Origin of the sequence: Xanthomonas translucens pv. undulosa, assembly GCF_017301775.1 — a bacterium.
In the GTDB taxonomy this organism is placed as follows: Bacteria; Pseudomonadota; Gammaproteobacteria; order Xanthomonadales; family Xanthomonadaceae; genus Xanthomonas_A; species Xanthomonas_A translucens.
Genome location: NZ_CP063993.1, coordinates 3,559,714 through 3,579,214, shown reverse-complemented (window position 1 = coordinate 3,579,214; position 19,501 = coordinate 3,559,714). Strand labels below are relative to the sequence as shown.

Annotated in this window: 16 protein-coding genes and 1 pseudogene; 8 read left to right on the top strand and 9 right to left on the bottom strand. The window is 64.0% G+C overall.

Features of this window, described 5'->3' with window-relative positions:
* The first annotated feature begins 110 nt into the window (after window positions 1–110).
* Window positions 111–2,360 carry a hypothetical protein gene (locus ISN38_RS15220; protein WP_206711874.1) on the top strand — a complete coding sequence of 750 codons (2,250 nt, stop codon included), beginning with the start codon at window positions 111–113 and terminating at the stop codon, window positions 2,358–2,360.
* Between the two features lie 112 nt (window positions 2,361–2,472).
* On the opposite strand, the pseudogene ISN38_RS20455 reads toward ISN38_RS15220, so the two are convergent.
* The 3 genes and pseudogenes from ISN38_RS20455 to sucC all read right to left on the bottom strand — a co-directional run bounded on the left by ISN38_RS20455 (window position 2,473) and on the right by sucC (window position 6,370).
* Window positions 2,473–4,025: pseudogene (locus tag ISN38_RS20455) on the bottom strand (outer membrane protein assembly factor BamB family protein).
* A 285-nt stretch (window positions 4,026–4,310) separates the two neighbouring features.
* Complete coding sequence (gene sucD, locus ISN38_RS15210; RefSeq protein WP_003466372.1) at window positions 4,311–5,183, bottom strand: succinate--CoA ligase subunit alpha; 873 nt, start codon at window positions 5,181–5,183, stop codon at window positions 4,311–4,313.
* Between the two features lie 23 nt (window positions 5,184–5,206).
* Window positions 5,207–6,370, bottom strand: coding sequence for an ADP-forming succinate--CoA ligase subunit beta (sucC, locus tag ISN38_RS15205; protein ID WP_003466374.1), 1,164 nt, complete (start codon window positions 6,368–6,370; stop codon window positions 5,207–5,209).
* A gap of 240 nt (window positions 6,371–6,610) precedes the next feature.
* Here sucC and ISN38_RS15200 point away from each other — a divergent pair, with 240 nt between their 5' ends.
* The 4 genes from ISN38_RS15200 (at window position 6,611) to ISN38_RS15185 (ending at window position 10,507) form a co-directional block, all read left to right on the top strand.
* Window positions 6,611–8,224: a sensor histidine kinase gene (locus tag ISN38_RS15200; protein ID WP_058361135.1), complete on the top strand. Its 1,614-nt coding sequence runs from the start codon at window positions 6,611–6,613 to the stop codon at window positions 8,222–8,224.
* Between the two features lie 74 nt (window positions 8,225–8,298).
* Window positions 8,299–9,687, top strand: coding sequence for a sigma-54-dependent transcriptional regulator (locus ISN38_RS15195; RefSeq protein ID WP_058362147.1), 1,389 nt, complete (start codon window positions 8,299–8,301; stop codon window positions 9,685–9,687).
* A gap of 188 nt (window positions 9,688–9,875) precedes the next feature.
* Window positions 9,876–10,058, top strand: a complete 183-nt coding sequence (locus ISN38_RS15190) for a YhfG family protein (RefSeq protein WP_068873434.1) — start codon at window positions 9,876–9,878, stop codon at window positions 10,056–10,058.
* Window positions 10,055–10,507: a Fic/DOC family protein gene (locus ISN38_RS15185; protein WP_230812364.1), complete on the top strand. Its 453-nt coding sequence runs from the start codon at window positions 10,055–10,057 to the stop codon at window positions 10,505–10,507. The genes ISN38_RS15190 and ISN38_RS15185 overlap by 4 nt, the downstream gene beginning before the upstream one ends.
* 174 nt (window positions 10,508–10,681) lie before the next feature.
* On the opposite strand, the gene pilB is transcribed toward ISN38_RS15185, so the two are convergent.
* The 3 genes from pilB to ISN38_RS15170 all read right to left on the bottom strand — a co-directional run bounded on the left by pilB (window position 10,682) and on the right by ISN38_RS15170 (window position 13,664).
* Window positions 10,682–12,418, bottom strand: coding sequence for a type IV-A pilus assembly ATPase PilB (gene pilB / locus ISN38_RS15180; RefSeq protein ID WP_206710335.1), 1,737 nt, complete (start codon window positions 12,416–12,418; stop codon window positions 10,682–10,684).
* A 341-nt stretch (window positions 12,419–12,759) separates the two neighbouring features.
* Window positions 12,760–13,170 (bottom strand): pilin, encoded by a 411-nt coding sequence (locus ISN38_RS15175; protein ID WP_081320415.1) that lies wholly within the window; start codon window positions 13,168–13,170, stop codon window positions 12,760–12,762.
* 71 nt (window positions 13,171–13,241) lie between these two features.
* On the bottom strand, window positions 13,242–13,664 hold the full coding sequence (locus tag ISN38_RS15170; RefSeq protein ID WP_081320414.1) for a pilin: 423 nt from the start codon (window positions 13,662–13,664) through the stop codon (window positions 13,242–13,244).
* A 390-nt stretch (window positions 13,665–14,054) separates the two neighbouring features.
* Here ISN38_RS15170 and ISN38_RS15165 point away from each other — a divergent pair, with 390 nt between their 5' ends.
* From ISN38_RS15165 to coaE, 3 genes are read left to right on the top strand one after another with little or no spacing between them, the layout of a single operon-like run.
* Window positions 14,055–15,314, top strand: coding sequence for a type II secretion system F family protein (locus ISN38_RS15165; protein WP_206710334.1), 1,260 nt, complete (start codon window positions 14,055–14,057; stop codon window positions 15,312–15,314).
* A 6-nt stretch (window positions 15,315–15,320) separates the two neighbouring features.
* Window positions 15,321–16,184 (top strand): prepilin peptidase, encoded by an 864-nt coding sequence (locus tag ISN38_RS15160; RefSeq protein WP_003477103.1) that lies wholly within the window; start codon window positions 15,321–15,323, stop codon window positions 16,182–16,184.
* A 13-nt stretch (window positions 16,185–16,197) separates the two neighbouring features.
* Window positions 16,198–16,818 (top strand): dephospho-CoA kinase, encoded by a 621-nt coding sequence (gene coaE, locus ISN38_RS15155; protein WP_206710333.1) that lies wholly within the window; start codon window positions 16,198–16,200, stop codon window positions 16,816–16,818.
* Between the two features lie 126 nt (window positions 16,819–16,944).
* Here the strand turns inward: coaE and ISN38_RS15150 are convergent, their stop codons facing one another.
* From ISN38_RS15150 to ISN38_RS15140, 3 genes are all read right to left on the bottom strand, one after another.
* Complete coding sequence (locus ISN38_RS15150; RefSeq protein ID WP_058359046.1) at window positions 16,945–18,279, bottom strand: sensor histidine kinase; 1,335 nt, start codon at window positions 18,277–18,279, stop codon at window positions 16,945–16,947.
* Window positions 18,272–18,949 (bottom strand): response regulator transcription factor, encoded by a 678-nt coding sequence (locus tag ISN38_RS15145; protein WP_003466405.1) that lies wholly within the window; start codon window positions 18,947–18,949, stop codon window positions 18,272–18,274. The genes ISN38_RS15150 and ISN38_RS15145 overlap by 8 nt, the downstream gene beginning before the upstream one ends.
* A 98-nt stretch (window positions 18,950–19,047) precedes the next feature.
* Window positions 19,048–19,263, bottom strand: coding sequence for a hypothetical protein (locus ISN38_RS15140; protein WP_241753949.1), 216 nt, complete (start codon window positions 19,261–19,263; stop codon window positions 19,048–19,050).
* Between the last annotated feature and the right edge of the window lie 238 nt (window positions 19,264–19,501).

The following is a 19,501-nucleotide window of genomic DNA, read 5'->3' as shown; positions in this document are numbered from 1 at the left end:
CGTCTTCGCCTGCTGGAACGCCCACGTCAGATCGCTTATTACCATGAGATCAGGCAAGCCTGCCGGTTTGCGGTGGTTGTCCAGCCAAAGATTTCAAGGAGCCTTGAATCATGAAAGTTTCGCGGGAATCGTGTTCGCGTCCGCTATCAACCGATGACGCCCAGGGGGAGGAATCGCGTGGTTCGGCAGGCGAATCAGCGGATATCGCGTCTCACCAGCGGGAGCAGTCGACCGATCCGGCCCTTGTAGCGTTACCTCGGCGTCCAGAGATGTGTCCGTATGGCGAAGCTTCGACATCGTCGGGGTCTGGCGGTCCTGTGCGCCGAGGGGAAACACACTCTGCAACGCCGAGCAGCGTTCTCGGCAAGCGTTCCGCAGAGGATGTGGAAGATAGAACAGCGGAAAAACGCCTCAAGACAGCCTCCGCCAAGGAAGCCGCGCCCATTATGAGAGTTCTCAAGTCCGGCGGTGATCGGGTTGATGAGCAAGACAATGTCGTTGCATATTTTATTCGCCAGTCCCCAAGGCAGATCGACCCTGAAATGCTCGCGATGGACTTGAACCTTAGAAATCACAGCTGCGATCTTCCCGTGATCGCGCAAAGAGTTCCATTAAAAATATCCGCTGAAGAGGCGCTTCCAAACAACGATTTTTCAATCGCAAATAATCGCGCGATACCCACCTGCGAATTCACTCGATCGTACGATTCAGTGTGGGGAATTTCGCGCCCAAGGGCGTACAAGCTAGATCGCGCGTCAGACGCGCCAAGGTCTTTCAGGACCCTGAAGAAGGTCGGAACTTATTTCGAACAAGTGCACACACACCCAGTCCTCGATCGGAACATGCGGTCATTGGCATTCGAATATCATGCGGAAGAACTGGAAGACTCTGAACTGGAAGACTCTGAACTGGAAGGCTCTGGACTGGAAGGCTCTGGACTGGAGGAATCGGTAGTGTCGGGTAGTCCACAGCAAATGTCCCGTGGCGATAACGCGGGAGGCTCTGATGCGTATACCACAGAAAACTCGGTAGTGCTGGGCATTCCACAGTATATATCCCAGGGCGATAACGCGGGAAGCCATGACGCGCATCGCCCAGCAAATTTGGCAGTGATGGGTATTCCACACCGAATGTCCGATCGCGATAACGCGGAAGGCAATCATGTGACTGGCACAGAAAGTTGGACAGCGTGGGGGGTTCATAGTCAACTATGGGGTTTACAGAATCAGTCGCACTATAACCACCCTGTCTATGTCGATGACGCGTCAGAGTATCATGCGTATGACATAGAAAGCCATGCCGCATATGCGAGCCGGAAATCTCAAAAGCCCCTTGGAAGCCCTGCTGCCATGGATCTCCCAACCAGCAAAGTAGAGCTGTGGGAATTTTCGGTGGGTTCTGAAGAAGCAAGCACTGTCCCTCCGGAAATAAATGATCTGCAGGTTTGCTATCCGCATTCCATCGCCCACCGGCGAATTGGCGATATCGGGGGGGCGAAATTGGCGACGACGGTCGATTGTCATGAGCTTAGCCCGAAATATCTATTATTTCGCGCAGCCTCCAGCACAACTGGGCGAAATCCGCCGACCAAGCGGCAGCTGGTTGTCGTTGGGAAGGGCTATCAGGCAAAGCCTTCACTTGAGGCAACCCCTTCACCTACCCCGGGCCGAACGTCGAATGCGGAAATAGATTTACCAGCGCTGCGAGTATCGTTTGATGCTCCTGACGGCGAGATCTTGGGCATGCAGATTGGCGGCCCCTTCTTTTCAGTGCAGGACACAAGACCGGCATCGACGCATTACCGGAAAGATGGGGAAGGAAAACACGTCATCGAGGTATTTAAAAAAAACGACACCGCCCTGAACCCCTGGGAATCGCTCAAGAAACACGCCGGGACTACGACACCCGGAAAGTTGAACGATATTAAATTCGACCACGCGTGCTCCGTTGACCACGAAGTTAGCAAGAAAAATTTGGCGAAAGTCTTGCATGACAATAAAGAATTGTCGGCCTGGCTGGCGCACGACTCGGGAGCCGACGTGATATATATCAGAAAGTCGGCGCATAGGTATCATTCCCATGATGACGCGGCTGGCCTGGGGGATTTGCTTGAAACACTACAGAATGCCGGGCTGATCAATGACTACGACGAGATCCGGGTATCCACAAGCAGAACCTCCGTCATTCCCGACAAACCCCTAGCGGTGCGTCAGACCTACGCAAATGCGCCGCGCGGCACAGATCCGATCTGTACGGCTGAGCTGGGGATTGGCTCACAAAACTATCGGGAATGGGCGCTGAAGAAAGCGATGGATGCCAAGGAGAAGCTTGTCAATTTTCTTGGACTCGACCCACCCTGACAGCATTGGCGTTAAGAATGGAGCGGAATGCCTTGAGCCGGCAATAACATCCAAAGGCGCTTCGCGTGCGTGAACGGACCGGCCGCGTACCACACAGCGCCGGCCTGCCACGCTATCGGAGATCAATCGCCTCTCGCATTACCGCAACCATCAAGCCGCGCAGCGCCGACGCCAGCGCCCCCATGCCCTCGCGGCCGCCGGCGGCGATCACCATATACTGCTTGCCGTCCACCGCATAGAGCGACGGCGTGACCTGGCCGCCGGCCGGCAGCTTGGCGTCCCACAGGGTCTTGCCGCTGGCGCTGTCGAGCGCGCGCAGCCGCGTATCGGCGGCGGCCGCGATGAAGGTCAAGCCGCTGGCGGTGGTCACCGCGCCGCCGAGCAGCGGCGTGCCCACGTCCAGCGGCAGCCACGGCAACGTCTCTTCCGAGGTGCCGAGCGGGCGCTCCCAGGCGATCTTGCGGTGCGCAGATCGACCGCCACCAGCCGCCCCCACGGCGGCTTGACGCAGGGAACGCCGCGGGACGAGGCCAGCATGCCGCGGCGCATGTAGTACGGCGTGCATTGCATGTCGTTGAACTGTTGGTCGGAATGGCGCGCGTCATCGGCCTCGCTGAAGCGTTCGCGCGGGATCAGCGCCACCTGCATCGGCAGGTCCGACACCGGCAGGATTGCCAGCTGTCGCTGCGGGTCCACCGCGATGCCGCTGCAGTTCACGCCGCCGGCCCAGCCCGACAGCGCGATCGTGCCGCGCACGCTGGGGGGAGTGAACAGGCCTTCCGAACGCAGCCCGGCGATCAGCGCAGCGCATTCGTGGCGCGCGGCCGGGGTCGCGCCCCAGGCGTCGGCGGCGGTCAGCGGCGTATGCCGCGCCAGGCGCAGCGCCGGCTCGGGCATCGGCTGGGTCGGCGAGATGCGCTCGCCAGGCACATCGGAGGCCGGCACCGGCACTTCGCTGATCGGGAACACCGGCGTACCGTCGCGGCGGTCGAAGGCGAACAGGAAGCCGGTCTTGGTCGCCTGCAGCACCGCCTCGCGCGGACCCTGCGCGGTCTGCACCGTCGCCAGCACCGGCTGCGAAGCCAGGTCGTAGTCCCACAGGTCGTGATGCACCAGTTGCTGCGCCCACACCCGGCGCGCGCTGTGCAGGTCCAGCGCCACCAGCGAATTCGCATCGCGGTTGTCGCCGAGCCGCTCGCCGCCGTAGTAGTCGGGACTGGCCGAGCCGGTCGGCACGTACACCAGCCCCAGCGCCGGATCCAGCGCCAGCGGCGCCCAGGCGTCGCCTCCGCCGACCGTGGCGGCCTGCTCCGGCTGCCAGCCGGCCGCGGCGGCCGGAGCGCGCGGCACCGGATCCCAGCGCCACAGTTCGCGGCCGCTGCGCGCGTCGTAGCCGCGCACCACGCCCTGCTCCAGCGCATGCCCGCGGTTGTCGCCGATCGAGCTACCCACCACCAGCACGTCGCCGGCCACCACCGGCGGCGAGGTCACCGCATAGTTGGCCCAGGCATCCTTGGGCCTATCCTGCACGTCGATCCAGGCACTCAGGTCGATACTGCCGGCAGTGCCGAAGCCGGCACAGGGCCGGCCGTCGGCCGCATCCAGCGCGAAGGCGACGCCGGTACCGGTGATCGGCTTGGGCCGCCACAACTGCGCCAACAGCATCCGAGCACCAGGATCAATCCGCGAGCGACTTCGATCGCGACGGGCGCGACAGGTAAGGCCTGCCGCGACCGAAGTCGCTCCCACATCCGGGTACCGGCTGGCGTCGGCGTCCATGACCGTGCGCGCGTCCCCCCGCGCACCGCCTGCCGAGCGCAGGCGATGGCGCAACGAAAAAGGCCCCGCTTGCGCGGGGCCCGATTCGACGCTCGCAGGTGGCAACCATCGCCGCCGGCGCACGGCCCCGCATGCGGCATGCTACACGCAGCACACCGGACCGCGTGTCGCTTACTTCACCAGGGAAGCGATCGCCGCACCCAGGTCGCCCGGCGAACGGACGGTCTTGACGCCAGCGGCTTCCATTGCCGCGAACTTGCCGGCAGCGGTGCCCGAACCGCCCGAAGCGATCGCACCAGCGTGGCCCATGCGCTTGCCCGGAGGGGCCGAGGCGCCGGCGATGAAGCCGACCACCGGCTTCTTGACGTGGGCTTTGATGTACTCGGCCCCGGCTTCCTCGGCGTCGCCGCCGATCTCGCCGACCATGATGATGCCCTGGGTCTGCGGGTCTTCGTTGAACAGCTTGAGGCAGTCGACGAAGTTCAGGCCGTTGATCGGGTCGCCGCCGATGCCGATGACGGTGGACTGGCCCAGGCCGGCAGCGGTGGTCTGCTTCACGGCTTCATAGGTCAGCGTGCCCGAACGCGACACGATGCCGATCTTGCCCGGCATGTGGATGTGGCCCGGCATGATGCCGATCTTGCACTCGCCGGGGGTGATCACGCCGGGGCAGTTCGGCCCGACCAGGGTCACGTCCGGGTGCGACTTCAGCACGTTCTTGACCCGCAGCATGTCCAGCACCGGGATGCCTTCGGTGATGCAGACGATGACCTTGATGCCGGCCGCGGCCGCTTCCAGGATCGCGTCGGCCGCGAACGGCGGCGGCACGTAGATCACCGACGCATCGGCGCCGGTGGCGTCGACCGCTTCGCGCACGGTGTTGAACACCGGCAGGTCGATGTGGGTGGTGCCGCCCTTGCCCGGGGTCACGCCGCCGACCACCTGGGTGCCGTACTCGACCATCTGGGTCGCGTGGAAAGTCCCCTGCTGGCCGGTGAAGCCCTGCACGATGACTTTCGTACTCTTATTGATCAAAACAGACATGAATTCTTCCTAGTCTCGTGGGTTCAGGCAGCGACGGCTGCGACGACCTTCTTGGCGCCATCGTTGATGTCGTCGGCCGGGGTGATGGCCAGGCCGGAGTCGGCCAGCAGCTTCTTGCCTGCCTCGACATTGGTGCCTTCCAGACGCACCACCACCGGCACCTTGACGTCCACTTCCTTGACCGCGGCGATGATGCCCTCGGCGATCATGTCGCAGCGGACGATGCCGCCGAAGATGTTGACGAAGATCGCCTTGACCTTATCCGAGGACAGAATCAGCTTGAACGCCTCGGTCACGCGTTCCTTGGTGGCGCCGCCGCCGACATCCAGGAAGTTGGCCGGCGCACCGCCATTGAGCGCGATCACGTCCATGGTGGCCATGGCCAGACCGGCGCCGTTGACCATGCAGCCGATGTTGCCGTCCATGGTCACGTAGTTAAGGTCGTACTCGCTGGCGCGCACTTCGGCCTCGTCTTCCTGGGTCTTGTCGCGCATGGCGGCCAGATCCTTGTGGCGGAAGGTGGCGTTGTCGTCGGAGTTGACCTTGCCGTCGAGCGCGTACAGGTCGCCGCTGTCCAGGATCGCCAGCGGGTTCAGTTCGACCAGCGCCAGGTCCTTTTCGTTGAACAGGGTGTACAGGCCGCCCATGATCTTGGCCAGCTGGTTGGCCTGCTTGGCGTTGAGGCCGAGCTTGAAGCCGATCTCGCGCGCCTGGTAGGGCTGCAGGCCTTCGACGAAGTTGACGTTGAGCGACTGGATCTTCTCGGGGGTCTCGGCGGCGACCTGCTCGATGTCCACGCCGCCTTCCGACGAGGCGATGTAGGTGATCGACTGGGTGCCGCGGTCCACCAGCACCGACAGGTACAGTTCCTTGGCGATCTCGCCGGCCTCGGTGACCAGCACCAGGCCGATCGGCAGGGCCACGCCGGCGGACTGGTAGGTCTCCATCGAGGTGCCGAGCATCTTGGCCGCCGCGGCCTTGACGTCGTCGGTGGTCTTGCAGAACTTCACGCCGCCGGCCTTGCCGCGGCCGCCCGCGTGGATCTGGGCCTTGACCATCCAGGGGCCATTGCCCAGGGCATTGGCCACTTCGACAGCTTCTTCGGGCGTGGACGCGACGCGTCCGGCCGGGACCGGGATGCCGTAGTCGGCAAACAGTTGTTTCGCCTGGTATTCGTGGAAATTCATGCGTCACCGTGGGAAAAGGAACGACCGTCGCGCAGCGATCCGGGCCCTGGGATGGGGGCCGAATGGTACGCACGGGCCGCATATTGTGGCCGACCCTGGGCGGCGGCGCAAAAACCCCGGTCCGGCGCGCGCAAAACGGCGCCTCCGCAAGGAAGCCAGCGCCCCGATCGCGCCCCTGCCATCGCATTCCACGGCGCGCCCCCTATACTCCCGCCGTCCATCGCCTGGCTGGAGTCCGGCTTGACCACAAGCGCCTCGCTCATCGATCGCATCGAGTCCATCCCGCGCCGCGAACTGTATTTCTTCGCGCTGTACCGGGTGCTGGTGGCCGGGCTGATCGCCGCGCTGGTGTTCAGCCCGTTGAGCGTGCTGGTCGGCGAGCCGCGGTTCCCGCAACTGGCGGTCGGGCTGGCCGGCGCCTACCTGCTGGTGGCGCTGCTGCTGCTGCTGTGGGGCCGCAACGAACGCCACCTGATCCCGATCGTGTTCTGCAGCGCGACCGCGGACATCGCCGCGGCCACCCTGGCCGCGCACGCGCTGCCGGCGGCCAGCGCCGGCATTGCGATGATGCTGCTGTTCAACGTCGCCGCCGCGGCGATGCTGCTGCCGCTGCGCTACGGCCTCGGCGTCGCCCTGAGCGCCACCGCGGCCACCCTGCTGGAATACCTGTGGACCTCGCTGGACGGTGGCGAGAGCACCCGCAGCCTGGCCGAACTGGCCATGTTCGCCACCAGCTACCTGGCGGTGGCCTACATCTGCCACCAGATCGGGCAGCGCGCGCGCAGCAGCCAGCGGCTGGCCGACCGGCGCGGCGCCGAAGTGGCCAATCTCTACGAAATCAACGAGTTGATCATCCGCCGCATGCGCACCGGGGTGCTGGTGGTGGATGCGCAGAACCGCGTCACCCTGGCCAACGAGGCCGCCTCGGCCCTGCTCGGCGACGCCGACGGCAACAGCGCCAGCGGCCGCCTGGATCTGCTCAGCGCCGCGCCGGAACTGGGCAAGCGGCTGCAGCGCTGGCGCAACGGCTGGAACCAGGAAGAAACCCCGCTGCAGCTGTCGCCGGACCAGCACGAGGTGCAGCCGCGCTTCGCCCGGTTGCTGAGGGAAGGCGACCTGACCCTGGTGTTCCTGGACGATGCGACGGTGGTGTCGCGGCGCGCCGAATCACTGACCCTGTCGGCGCTGGGCCGCTTCTCGGCCAGCCTGGCGCACGAGATCCGCAATCCCCTGGCCGCGATCAGCTACGCCTCGCAGCTGCTCGAGGAGTCGCCGGCGATCGGCGATACCGACCGCCGCCTGCTGCAGATCATCCACATGCAGTGCCAACGCACCAACGGCATCGTCGAGAGCGTGCTGGGGCTGGCCCGGCGCGAGCGCTCCAATCCGGAGAACCTGGATCTGGGCGTGTTCGTGCGCCGCTTCGTGCTGGAATACCGGCAGACCCTGTCGATCGAGACCGACAGCCTGGAAGCCATCCTGGCCCCGCAGCCGGTGCACGCGCTGGTCGATCCCAAGCACCTGCACCAGATCCTCAGCGCGCTGGTGCACAACGCGCTCAAGTACGGCCGGGTGATGGAGGAACCGGCGCGGGTGCGGCTGCGCGTGGCGATGCAGGAACGCCATGCCATCGTCGATGTCATGGACCGCGGCCCCGGCATTCCCGAAGCGGTGGCCGCGCAGCTGTTCCGCCCGTTCTTCACCACCTCCGAGCACGGCACCGGGCTGGGCCTGTATATCGCACGCGAACTGTGCCGGGCCAACCAGGCACGCCTGGAATACGTCCCGGTGCCGGCCGGCGGCGCCTGCTTCCGCGTGGCCTTGCCTGGCCCGCACACCATGCTCTCGGGTTGAGACGCACGTCACCGAACACCCTGCCGCGCCGATGATTTGGCGCTCCCCTCCCACCTGGGCTATCTTTTCCGCACATGAACGAAACCCGAAGCGCCCTGGTCGTCGACGACGAACGCGACATCCGCGAACTGCTGGTGCTGACCCTGGGCAGGATGGGGCTGCGCATCAGCACCGCCGCCAACCTCGCCGAAGCCCGCGAACTGCTGGCGAGCAATCCCTATGACCTGTGCATCACCGACATGCGCCTGCCCGACGGCAACGGCATCGAACTGGTCAGCGAGATCGCCCGCCACTACCCGCGCACGCCGGTGGCGATGATCACCGCCTTCGGCAGCATGGACCTGGCGGTGGAAGCGCTCAAGGCCGGCGCCTTCGACTTCGTCAGCAAGCCGGTGGACCTCCACGTGCTGCGCGGCCTGGTCAAGCATGCGCTGGAACTCAACAACCGCGAACGCGCCGCGCCGCCAGCGCCGCCGCCGGAACAGGCCAGCCGCCTGCTCGGCGCCTCGGCGGCAATGGACGTGCTGCGCGCCACCATCGCCAAGGTCGCGCGCAGCCAGGCGCCGGTCTACATCCTCGGCGAATCCGGCGTCGGCAAGGAGTTGGTCGCGCGCACCATCCATGAGCAGGGCGCACGCGCGGCCGGGCCGTTCGTGCCGGTCAACTGCGGCGCGATCCCGGCCGAACTAATGGAAAGCGAATTCTTCGGCCACAAGAAGGGCAGCTTCACCGGCGCGCATGCCGACCAGGCCGGACTGTTCCAGGCCGCGCACGGCGGCACGCTGTTCCTGGACGAAGTGGCCGAGCTGCCGCTGGCGATGCAGGTCAAGCTGCTGCGCGCGATCCAGGAGAAATCGGCGCGCCCGGTGGGCGCCTCGATCGAGGTACCCACCGACGTGCGCATCCTCTCGGCCACGCACAAGGACCTGGCCGACCTGGTCGCCGACGGCCGCTTCCGCCACGACCTGTACTACCGCATCAATGTGATCGAACTGCGCGTGCCGCCGCTGCGCGACCGCGGCGGCGACCTGCCGCAACTGGCCGCGGCGATCCTGGCACGGCTGGCCAAGAGCCATGGCCGGGCCACCCCGCTGCTGTCGCCGTCGGCGCTGGACGCGCTGAACCGCTACCCCTTCCCTGGCAACGTGCGCGAACTGGAGAACATCCTTGAGCGCGCCCTGGCAATGGCCGAAGAGGACCAGATCAGCGCCGCCGATCTGCACCTGCCGCAGCCCGGCAACAGCGCCCGCGTCGCGGCCGAAGCCGCGCCCGCGCTGCCGCCCGGCGTGGTCGACATCGACCCGACCTCCTCGGCCCTGCCCTCCTACATCGAACAGCTCGAGCGCGCCGCGATCCAGAAGGCGCTGGAAGAGAACCGCTGGAACAAGACCCGCACCGCCGCCCAGCTCGGCATCACCTTCCGTGCGCTGCGCTACAAACTGAAGAAGCTGGGGATGGAGTAGAAGCGCCAGAAATGGGGAATCGGGATTGAGATTCCCGCCCCTGAATTCGGCCCAAGTAAAAAATTCGGATCAAGGCCAGAACGAAGAGCCGCTGCTCCGCTCTTGCGAATCGCCAATGCCAAAGGCCGAATCCCGGCCCATTGCCCAGTCCGGTATAATGAGCAAGCACGGCACCGAAGGGAACAGCCATGAAAAAGCTCGAGCGCGAGACGCTCGTTCTGCACTACCACGCGACCCGCCGGGAAAATTTCGCCGCCAGCCAACGGCTGGAAGGCATCAAGACCACCGCCACGGCGATGGACAATCTTGCCCCCTTGCCCAGTAAGGACGCGCTGCGCAAGAAATACCTGGTGACCGCGCTGCGCGGATGAGCAGCAAGTACGCGGTTTCGGACGACCCTGCCTGCTACCCCGGCACCGGTGTTCTAAGAAACAAGCTGAACATCATCGACCCGGACACATTGCAAGCAGCCGAAGCAGCTTTTGCTGCCACTGCGCTCGAAACCATAGAGATCGACGCACCACCGTTCGATCTCGCGTACCTATGCAGCCTGCATCGCCAATTGTTCGACGAAGTCTATGAATGGGCAGGCACGCTCAGAACCGTGGACATCGCCAAGGGCACGACAAGATTCTGCAACAGCGCCCGTATCGAACCTGAAACCAACCGCTTGCTGAGTGCGCTCGATGCAACCGATCTCGGCTCACTCTCCCGTCCCGAACAGATCCGCCTGATCGCCGAGTTCTACGGCGAATTGAACATGGTGCATCCATTCCGGGAAGGCAACGGACGCACCCAGCGCCTATTTTTCGAGCACTAGCTGCTGCTCAACGGACTAGCCGTTGCATGGCGACGCATCGACGCGACCCAATGGGTACAAGCCTGCATTGCAGCCGTCCGCTGCGATCATGTTCCGCTGCAGACGGTGTTCGACGCATGCATCGACCAGATCAATCCGCAAGAAGCCGATCCGGAATTTCGCTGACGCCCGCACTCAATCCTTGGTCACGCGATTGATCTCCGCCAGGCTGGTGATGCCGGCGCGCGCCTTGAGCAGCGCCGACTGGCGCAGATCCTTGACCCCGATCTTCTGCGCGGCCTGGGCGATGTCCATCGCGTTGCCGCCCTGCAGCACGATCGCCGCGATCTCGTCGTTCATCGGCATCACCTGATAGATGCCGGTGCGGCCCTTGTAGCCCTCGGTGCACTCGTCGCAGCCCACCGCCTCGTACAGCTGGATGCCGGCGGCCACTTCCGCCTCGCTGAAGCCCTCGGCCAGCAGCGCATTGTGCGGCAGCTGGGTCGGGCGCTTGCAGGTGTTGCACAACCGCCGCGCCAGCCGCTGCGCGATCACCAGCGTCACCGAACTGGTGATGTTGTACGGCGCGATGCCCATGTTCATCAGCCGCGCGATGGTCTGCGGCGCATCGTTGGTGTGCAGCGTGGACAGCACCATGTGCCCGGTCTGCGCCGCCTTGATCGCAATCTCCGCGGTTTCCAGGTCGCGGATTTCGCCGACCATGATGATGTCCGGATCCTGGCGCAGGAACGAGCGCAGCGCCACGGCGAAGGTCATGCCGCGCTTGTTGTTCTGCTGCACCTGGTTGACCCCGGGCAGGCGGATTTCCACCGGATCCTCGGCGGTGGAGATGTTGCGGGTCTCGTCGTTGAGGATGCCCAGCGCGGTGTACAGCGACACCGTCTTGCCCGAACCGGTCGGGCCGGTCACCAGCACCATGCCGTAGGGCTTGTGGATCGCGTCCAGGAACAGCTTCTGCTGCTCCGGCTCGTAGCCGAGCTTGTCGATGCCCAGCTTGGCCGCGCTGCCGTCGAGGACACGCAGCACGATCTTCTCGCCGAACAAGGTCGGCAGCGTGCTGACGCGGAAATCGATCTGCTTGCTCTTGGACAGGTTGAGCTTGATGCGTCCGTCCTGCGGCACGCGCTTCTCGGCGATGTCCAGCTGCGACATCACCTTGAGCCGCGCCGCAATGCGCTGGTTGAGCTTGACCGGCGCCCTGGCCACGCTCTTGAGCAGGCCGTCGATGCGCAGGCGCACCCGGTAATCGTCCTCGTACGGCTCGAAATGGATGTCCGACGCGCCGCGGCGGATCGCATCGACCAGCATCTTGTTCACGAACTTGACCACGGGCGTATCGTCGCCCTTGGCATCGACGCCGGTCTCGCCGCCGCTGCCCATGTCCTCGTCGCCGGCACCGACCTCAAGCCTGCCCATGGCCTCGTCGTCGTCGCCCAGCGCGTCGCCGATCGCATCGTTGCTCGCCTGCCACTGTTCCAGGGTGCGGCGGATCTGGTCCTCATCGACCAGGATCGGCTCGACCGTCAGATTGGTATGGAACTTGATGTCGTCCAGCGCCCGGGTCTGGGTCGGATTGCTCATCCCGACGAACAGACGGTTGCCGCGCTTGAACAGCGGCAGCACCTGGTGCTTGTGCAACAGCTCCTCGCTGACCAGCTTCATCGCGCTCTGGCTGGCATCGAACACCGACACGTCCAGCAACGGCATCCCGAACTCCAGCGCATTGGCGGCGGCCAGCTGCGCCGCGGTGACCAGCTTCTTGTCCGAGAACCACTGCGGCAGCGGGATCTTGGCCTCGGCGGCATGCGCCATCGCGGTCCGCGCAGCCGTTTCCTCGAGCGCGCCATCCTGAACCAGGCGGCGCGCGATGCCGGTGATGCCGACGAGATTGGCGGATGTCACAGCGTTCATATGGCCCCCCTAGGCTACCCGGGCAAGAATAACGCATCGGTCGTTCCAGCACGTCCCGCGGGAAAGCAACCTGGGAGGCAGGTTCAACTTTCGTCGCGGACGACGGGTTGCAAGCCATTCGCCTGCATCTTCAACAGGAACGCGCGCTTGGCCATCCCCGCTTGCAAGCCATGGCAGCCCCAACACTGAATCGCACGTTGTGTATCCAGCCGCCAGGACGACCCAATAAATCGGCGAGCGCTTGAACAGCGAAGTTCAAACGGATATTTACTCTGACCCCTTTGTTCCGGAGGAAATCGGCGACCATTTAAACAGCGAAGTTCGCACCAATCTTGTGTCAACTATCCACAACCACTTGGCCTGTATTTCAAATTAAATGCCGAAGCATCACAAGTCCATACCCCCATGGATGACCTCTTCAATTTAATGGTGAGTCCCGATACCTTCCCAGACCCTATAACAGCACATCCTATTTCTCCCACACCATCAGATGCCAATGTGGCCCATATCGATGAACATTGACTAGAATTAACAAGGCCAATGTAATCTCGATTCACCAAACTACCATCTCGGCCATCTTGAGCAACAGCTTCCATCGTCGTTTTGCCTGACCTAATCTCAGCCAATGCCGCAGCCACATGGGCCTTCGCAACGAAATCTTCATATAGGGACATGGCAATTGCAGCAAGCATGGCAACGATTGAGATAACCACCATCAACTCCACAAGATTAAAACCTCTTTGCTTATACACACCACCTCCACAATAATGATAAAAAAACCCCGCTTGAGCGGGGTTTTTTGACTATCAATTGCAATCAACAATCATTTGGCAGAAGTAGCAGTGCAACCGGTCGGGATATATTTGGTATCTAAGCCAGCAGAAGAACATGCCCACTTACCATCATTGGTACGAGCGAGAGTCAAAGTGCCGCTTGCAACTTTTGAATTACCCTTAAGGGCGCACGCAATGGATGCAGTGCCAGCAGAAGCAGTACCGGTTGCCGTAATGGTGCAACGATCTGTTGGGGTATTAAGACCAATGTCAGTTGGCGCGGCAATATCCTTACCTTCGTTCAACAAAACCTCAGCCTGAGTCTTGCCTGGGGTGATCTCAGACAAACCAGCCGTAGCTTGCGACTTGGCAACATAATCCTGATACATCGGCAGCGCAATGGCGGCCAGGATGGCGATGATCGCGACCACGATCATCAGTTCGATCAGCGTAAAGCCCTGTTGCTTCTTCATAGTGAATCCCCTAGAGATGGTGTGTAAGTTGGCAGACACTCGGCCCGCGGAGCTTGCTACCCCTCGAGCGCCGCGCGGCAGAGCGCCACGTGCGGGTAATGCAAGCAGGCCGCGTGCCAACTTCCCCACGCGCGCCCTCTGCTCCCCGGAGCGCATGATGCCTCATGGAATGCCCTCGGATAGGGGCAAAGAAGATATCTGCGACGGGCCTTCCTCTGTGCCGGAATAGGTCGCAAAGTGACGCCCAGCGTCACTTCGACGGAATTTTGCCCCCCCCCCCCTGCTACCGGGTGACGGCTTTGTGCCAGGGGCACGGATGCCAGCCGCCGCGGAAACCGATACCATGCAGAGCGTGTCCGCCTGGGGATGGCTGGACGGGGAGTACAGCTGATGTCCGCAACTCGTAGCGCAGTATCCAAAGAACCCGTCGCACGCAATACCAGCCAGCAGGTCCCGTTCGTCTGGGAAGGGACGGACAAGCGCGGCATCAAGATGAAGGGCGAGCAGACCGCCAAGAACGCCAACCTGCTGCGTGCGGAATTGCGCCGCCAGGGCATCACGCCGTCGGTGGTCAAGCCGAAACCCAAGCCCCTGTTCGGCGCCGCCGGCAGCAAGATCAGCGCGAAGGACATTGCCTTCTTCAGCCGCCAGATGGCGACCATGATGAAGTCGGGCGTCCCCATCGTGGGATCGCTGGAAATCATCGGCAGCGGGCACAAGAACCCGCGCATGAAGAAGATGGTGGGCCAGGTCCGCACCGACATCGAAGGCGGCTCGTCGCTCTATGAAGCGATCAGCAAGCATCCGGTCCAGTTCGACGAACTCTACCGCAACCTGGTCAAGGCCGGCGAAGGCGCCGGCGTACTCGAAACCGTGCTGGAGACGGTAGCCACCTACAAGGAAAACACCGAGGCGCTGAAGGGCAAGATCAAGAAAGCCTTGTTCTATCCGGCCGCGGTCATGGGTGTGGCGCTGCTGGTCAGCTCGATCTTGCTGGTGTGGGTGGTCCCGCAATTCGAGGATGTCTTCAAAGGGTTTGGCGCAGAGTTACCCGCATTCACTCAGATGATCGTCGCCGCTTCACGCTTTATGGTGGCTTATTGGTTGCTCCTGCTGATCGTGCTGGTTGGCAGCATCGTCGGCTTCATCTTCGCCTACAAGCGCTCGCCGTCGATGCAGCACGGCATGGACAAGTTGATTCTGAAGGTGCCGATCATCGGCCAGATCATGCACAACAGCTCCGTGGCCCGCTTCTCGCGGACACTGGGCGTCACCTTCCGCGCCGGCGTCCCGTTGGTGGAAGCGCTGGACATCGTCGCCGGCGCCACCGGCAACAGCGTCTACGAAAAGGCCGTGCTGCGCATGCGTGACGACGTGTCGGTGGGCTACCCCGTCAACGTGGCGATGAAGCAGGCCAACCTGTTTCCGCACATGGTCATCCAGATGACCGCCATCGGCGAAGAAGCCGGTGCGCTGGATGCGATGCTGTTCAAGGTGGCCGAGTACTTCGAGCAGGAAGTGAACAATGCGGTCGATGCGTTGAGCAGCCTGCTGGAACCGCTGATCATGGTGTTCATTGGTACCATCGTCGGCGGCATGGTCGTCGGCATGTACCTGCCCATCTTCAAGCTGGCCTCCGTCGTTGGATAAGCATTAATGGCATTTCTCGATCAACACCCCGGCCTCGGCTTTCCCGCGGCGGCGGGGCTGGGCTTGCTGGTAGGCAGTTTCCTCAATGTGGTGATCCTGCGCCTGCCCAAGCGCATGGAGTGGCAGTGGAAGCGCGATTCGCGCGAGATCCTGGAGCTGCCGGACCTCTACGATCCGCCGCCGCCCGGGATCGTGGTCGAGCCGTCGCACTGCCCGCACTGCAAGCACAAGCTGTCCTGGTTCGAGAACATCCCGCTGTTCAGCTGGCTGGCCCTGCGCGGCAAGTGCCGGCATTGCCATGCGCCGATCTCGATCCAGTACCCGCTGGTGGAGATGCTGACCAGCCTGCTGGTGGCCGCCAGCGTCTGGCGCTTCGGCTTCGGCTGGCAGGGGTTCGGCGCGATCGTGTTCAGCTGCTTCCTGGTGGCGATGTCGGGGATCGACCTGCGCACCCGCTTGTTGCCGGACCAGCTGACCTTGCCGCTGATGTGGCTGGGCCTGGTCGGCAGCATGGACAATCTGTACATGCCGGCCAAGCCGGCGCTGCTCGGCGCGGCGGTCGGCTATGTGTCGCTGTGGTCGGTGTGGTGGCTGTTCAAGCAGATCACCGGCAAGGAAGGCATGGGCCATGGCGACTTCAAGCTGCTGGCGGCCATCGGCGCCTGGTGCGGGCTGAAGGGCATCCTGCCGACGATCCTGATCTCCTCGCTGGTCGGCGCGGTGCTCGGCTCGATCTGGCTGGCGGCCAAGGGCCGCGACCGGGCCACGCCCATTCCGTTCGGCCCGTATCTGGCCATTGCCGGCTGGATCGTGTTCTTCTGGGGTACGGAAATCATCGAGACCTACATGCGCTGGTCCGGGTTGCGCTGAGCGGCGCGGCGCGGTGAGCGATTTCATCGTCGGCCTCACCGGCGGCGTAGCCTCCGGCAAGAGCGCGCTGAGCCGCCGCTTCGAGGCCAAGGGCATCGTGGTGGCCGATGCCGACGTGGCCGCCCGCGCGGTGGTCGCGCCGGGGCATCCGGCGCTTGCGCAGATCGTGATCCATTTCGGCACGCAACTTCTGCGCGAGGACGGCAGCCTCGACCGCGCCGCGTTGCGCCAGCGCATCTTCGAAGATCCCGTGGCGCGCCGCGACCTGGAGGCGATCACCCATCCGGCGATCCGCGCGTTGCTGCAGCAAGCCTGCCGCGAGGCCGCCAGCCCCTATGCCGTGGCGGCGATCCCGCTGTTGACCGAAGTCGGCGCGCGCGCCGCGTATCCGTGGCTGGACCGGATCGTGGTGGTCGATGCGCCCGAGGCGACGCAACATGCGCGCCTGATGCAGCGCGACGGCATCAGCGCCGAGCTGGCGCAGCGGATGATCGCGGCGCAGGCCACGCGCGCGGCGCGGCTGGCGATCGCCGACGATGTGGTGGTGAACGATGGCGATGCCGAGCGGTTGCAGGACGCGGCGGATGCGCTGGATCGGCAGTACCGCGCATTGGCGGCGGCCAAGCTCGCATAAGTAGTTCCGACCCGGCGATGCGTTTTTTGTAGGAGCGGCTTCAGCCGCGACCGGATCTTACTGGTGAAGCCCGGTCGCGGCTGAAGCCGCTCCTACAAAAGCCGGCGCTCGTCCGAGCTCGGTCGGTCATGCCGGCCTGAACCACAGCGTCGCCACCACGCCCTTGGAGGCGCCCGGGCGCACGTTGACCTGCCAGCCGTACAGGTCGCACAGGCGGCTGACGATCGACAGGCCGATGCCGCCGCCCTGCGAATGTCCGGCGTGGGTGCCGCGGTAGCCGCGCTGGAACAGCTTGGCGGCGTCTTCCGCGCTGAGGCCGGGGCCGGAGTCGATCACCTGCACCGCATCGCTCAGCACCCGCACCACCACCTGACCCTCCTGGGTGTACTTGACCGCGTTGCCGATCAGGTTGCCCAGCGCCACCGACAGCGCCGACTCCGGCGCGTCGATGATCAGGTTGCGCTCGCCTTCCAGCAGCAGTTGCAGCGGCTTGCCGCCCAGCTGCGCGCGGTGCGACTCGATCAGTTGTTCGGCGACCTTGGCCACGTTGCTGTTGCCCTGCCCGCGCTCGTTGCGCGACAGCAGCAGCAGCGAGCCGATCAGGTCGCTGCATTGCTGTTCGGCGCGCTGGATGCGCTGCAGGCGCTGCAACACCTTCTCATCGAGATTGGGACGGGTCAGCAGCAGTTCGGTGGCGCCGCGGATCACCGCCAGCGGCGTGCGCAGCTCGTGGCTGACGTCGGCGTTGAACTCGCGGTCGCGCTGCACGACCTCTGTGAGCCGGGCCGAATAGTCGTCGAGCGCTTCGGCCAGCTGGCCGACCTCGTCGTCGGGGAAATGCGGCGCCAGCGGCTTGGGATCGCTGCTGCCGCGGTAGGCGCGCAGCCGCGCAGCCAGATCGGAAACCGGGCGCATCACCCGCGACGCCGACCACCAGCCGATCACCAGCGACAGCGCACTGAACACCAGCACCGAGAGCAGCAGTGCGCGCTTGAGTTGAACTTCGCTACGCAGCGTTTGCGTCATGTCATATGCGAGGAAAAACCACTCGCTATCTGTCTTGCGCACCGCCAGCTTGTAGGCGAACGGGTCTCCATGTTCGTCCAGTCCGACAATGTTGTGGTTGCCGTTAGGGAGTCGCGCCCAATCAGGGCGCTCCTGCCGCACACGGTCGAACTTGTCGCGGGTGAACACAAATGCGCGAATCTGCTGGACTGGCAGATCCGGATTGCGACTTCGGTCAGAATAAAACCGCTGGGCGAAGGCGTCGATATTGCGATTCATCACGTCTTCGACCAGCTGGTTCTCCACCCGCGCCCGCGCCCAGTTGGTGGCGAACGCGAACAGTGCGGTCAGGCCGAAGCCCAACAGCACGAAGGACAGGATGATGCGGCTGCGCAGGCGGCGGCGGTAGCGTCCGCGCCGCCGCACCGCCCGCGGCAACTCTCCAGCTTCAGGCATCGGGCGCGGCGATGCGGTAGCCGATGCCGTGGCGAGTCTGGATCATCGGCACCTCGAACGGCTTGTCCACCACCGCGCGCAGGCCGTGGATGTGCACGCGCAGCGAGTCCGAGTCCGGCAGTTCCTCGCCCCACACGCGGGTTTCCAGTTCCTGCCGGGTCACCACCGCGGGCGAGGCTTCCATCAGCGACTGCAGGATCTTCAGCGCGGTCGGGTTGAGCTGCAGCAGCTTGCCCTGGCGCCGCACTTCCAGCGTGTCCAGGTTGTATTCCAGGTCGCCGGTCTCAAGCACGCGGGTGTGCACGCCCTTGCCGCGGCGCGACAGCGCGTTGAGCCGCACTTCCACTTCCTGCAGCGCGAACGGCTTGATCAGGTAGTCGTCGGCGCCGGAATCGAAGCCTGCCAGCTTGTTGTCCAGCGAGTCGCGGGCGGTGAGCATCAGCACCGGGGTCTGCTTGCGCGCTTCGTTGCGCAGCTTGCGGCACACTTCGATGCCGTCCATGCCCGGCAGGTTGAGGTCGAGCACGATCGCATCGAATTCGTGCACGACCGCCAGGTGCAGGCCGGTGACGCCGTCGGCGGCGAAATCCACCGTGTGCCCGCGGTCTTCGAGGTAGTCGCCCAGGTTGGCAGCGATATCGCTGTTGTCTTCGATCACTAGAATTCGCACCAACATTTACCCCGTCAGTCGTACTTGCCAGTTGGATTGCGCCGCATCGATTCCTGCGCATCCTCGTTGTCGCGGCGGCGTTCCGCCACGGTCTTGCATTACGTCGTGGCGCGCAGCGATCCGGCGACCGCTTCGCGCCTGCAGATCAGCCTGCTGTCCAATGACGCCTTGGACAGCAGCGTGTTGACCGTTCCCTGATCGTTGAACAGCACGACCGTGTCTTCCTTGCGCAGCGTATCGACGTTGGCATAGGAATTGAGCACCGTCGCCATGTGCGACAGCGCGGCTTCCACCTTGCTGCGATTTTTCTGCACCGCGTTCGGAATAGGTCTTGCCATCGTCCAACGGCTGACGAATTGTACTGAGTTGCTGTGCGAACGATTTCTTCACGTTCATGGGCGCCTCACCTTTCGGCGCCGCCGCGGCGCTGCACGCGAGCGCCATCCCCAGGATCCAACCGATCACCTGCTGCATCCCCGTCCCTGCGCAATGGGTGGTGTGGATCACACTGTAGCCGCCCCGCGAGCGGGGCCGCAAGTTGCGCGTAGCGGG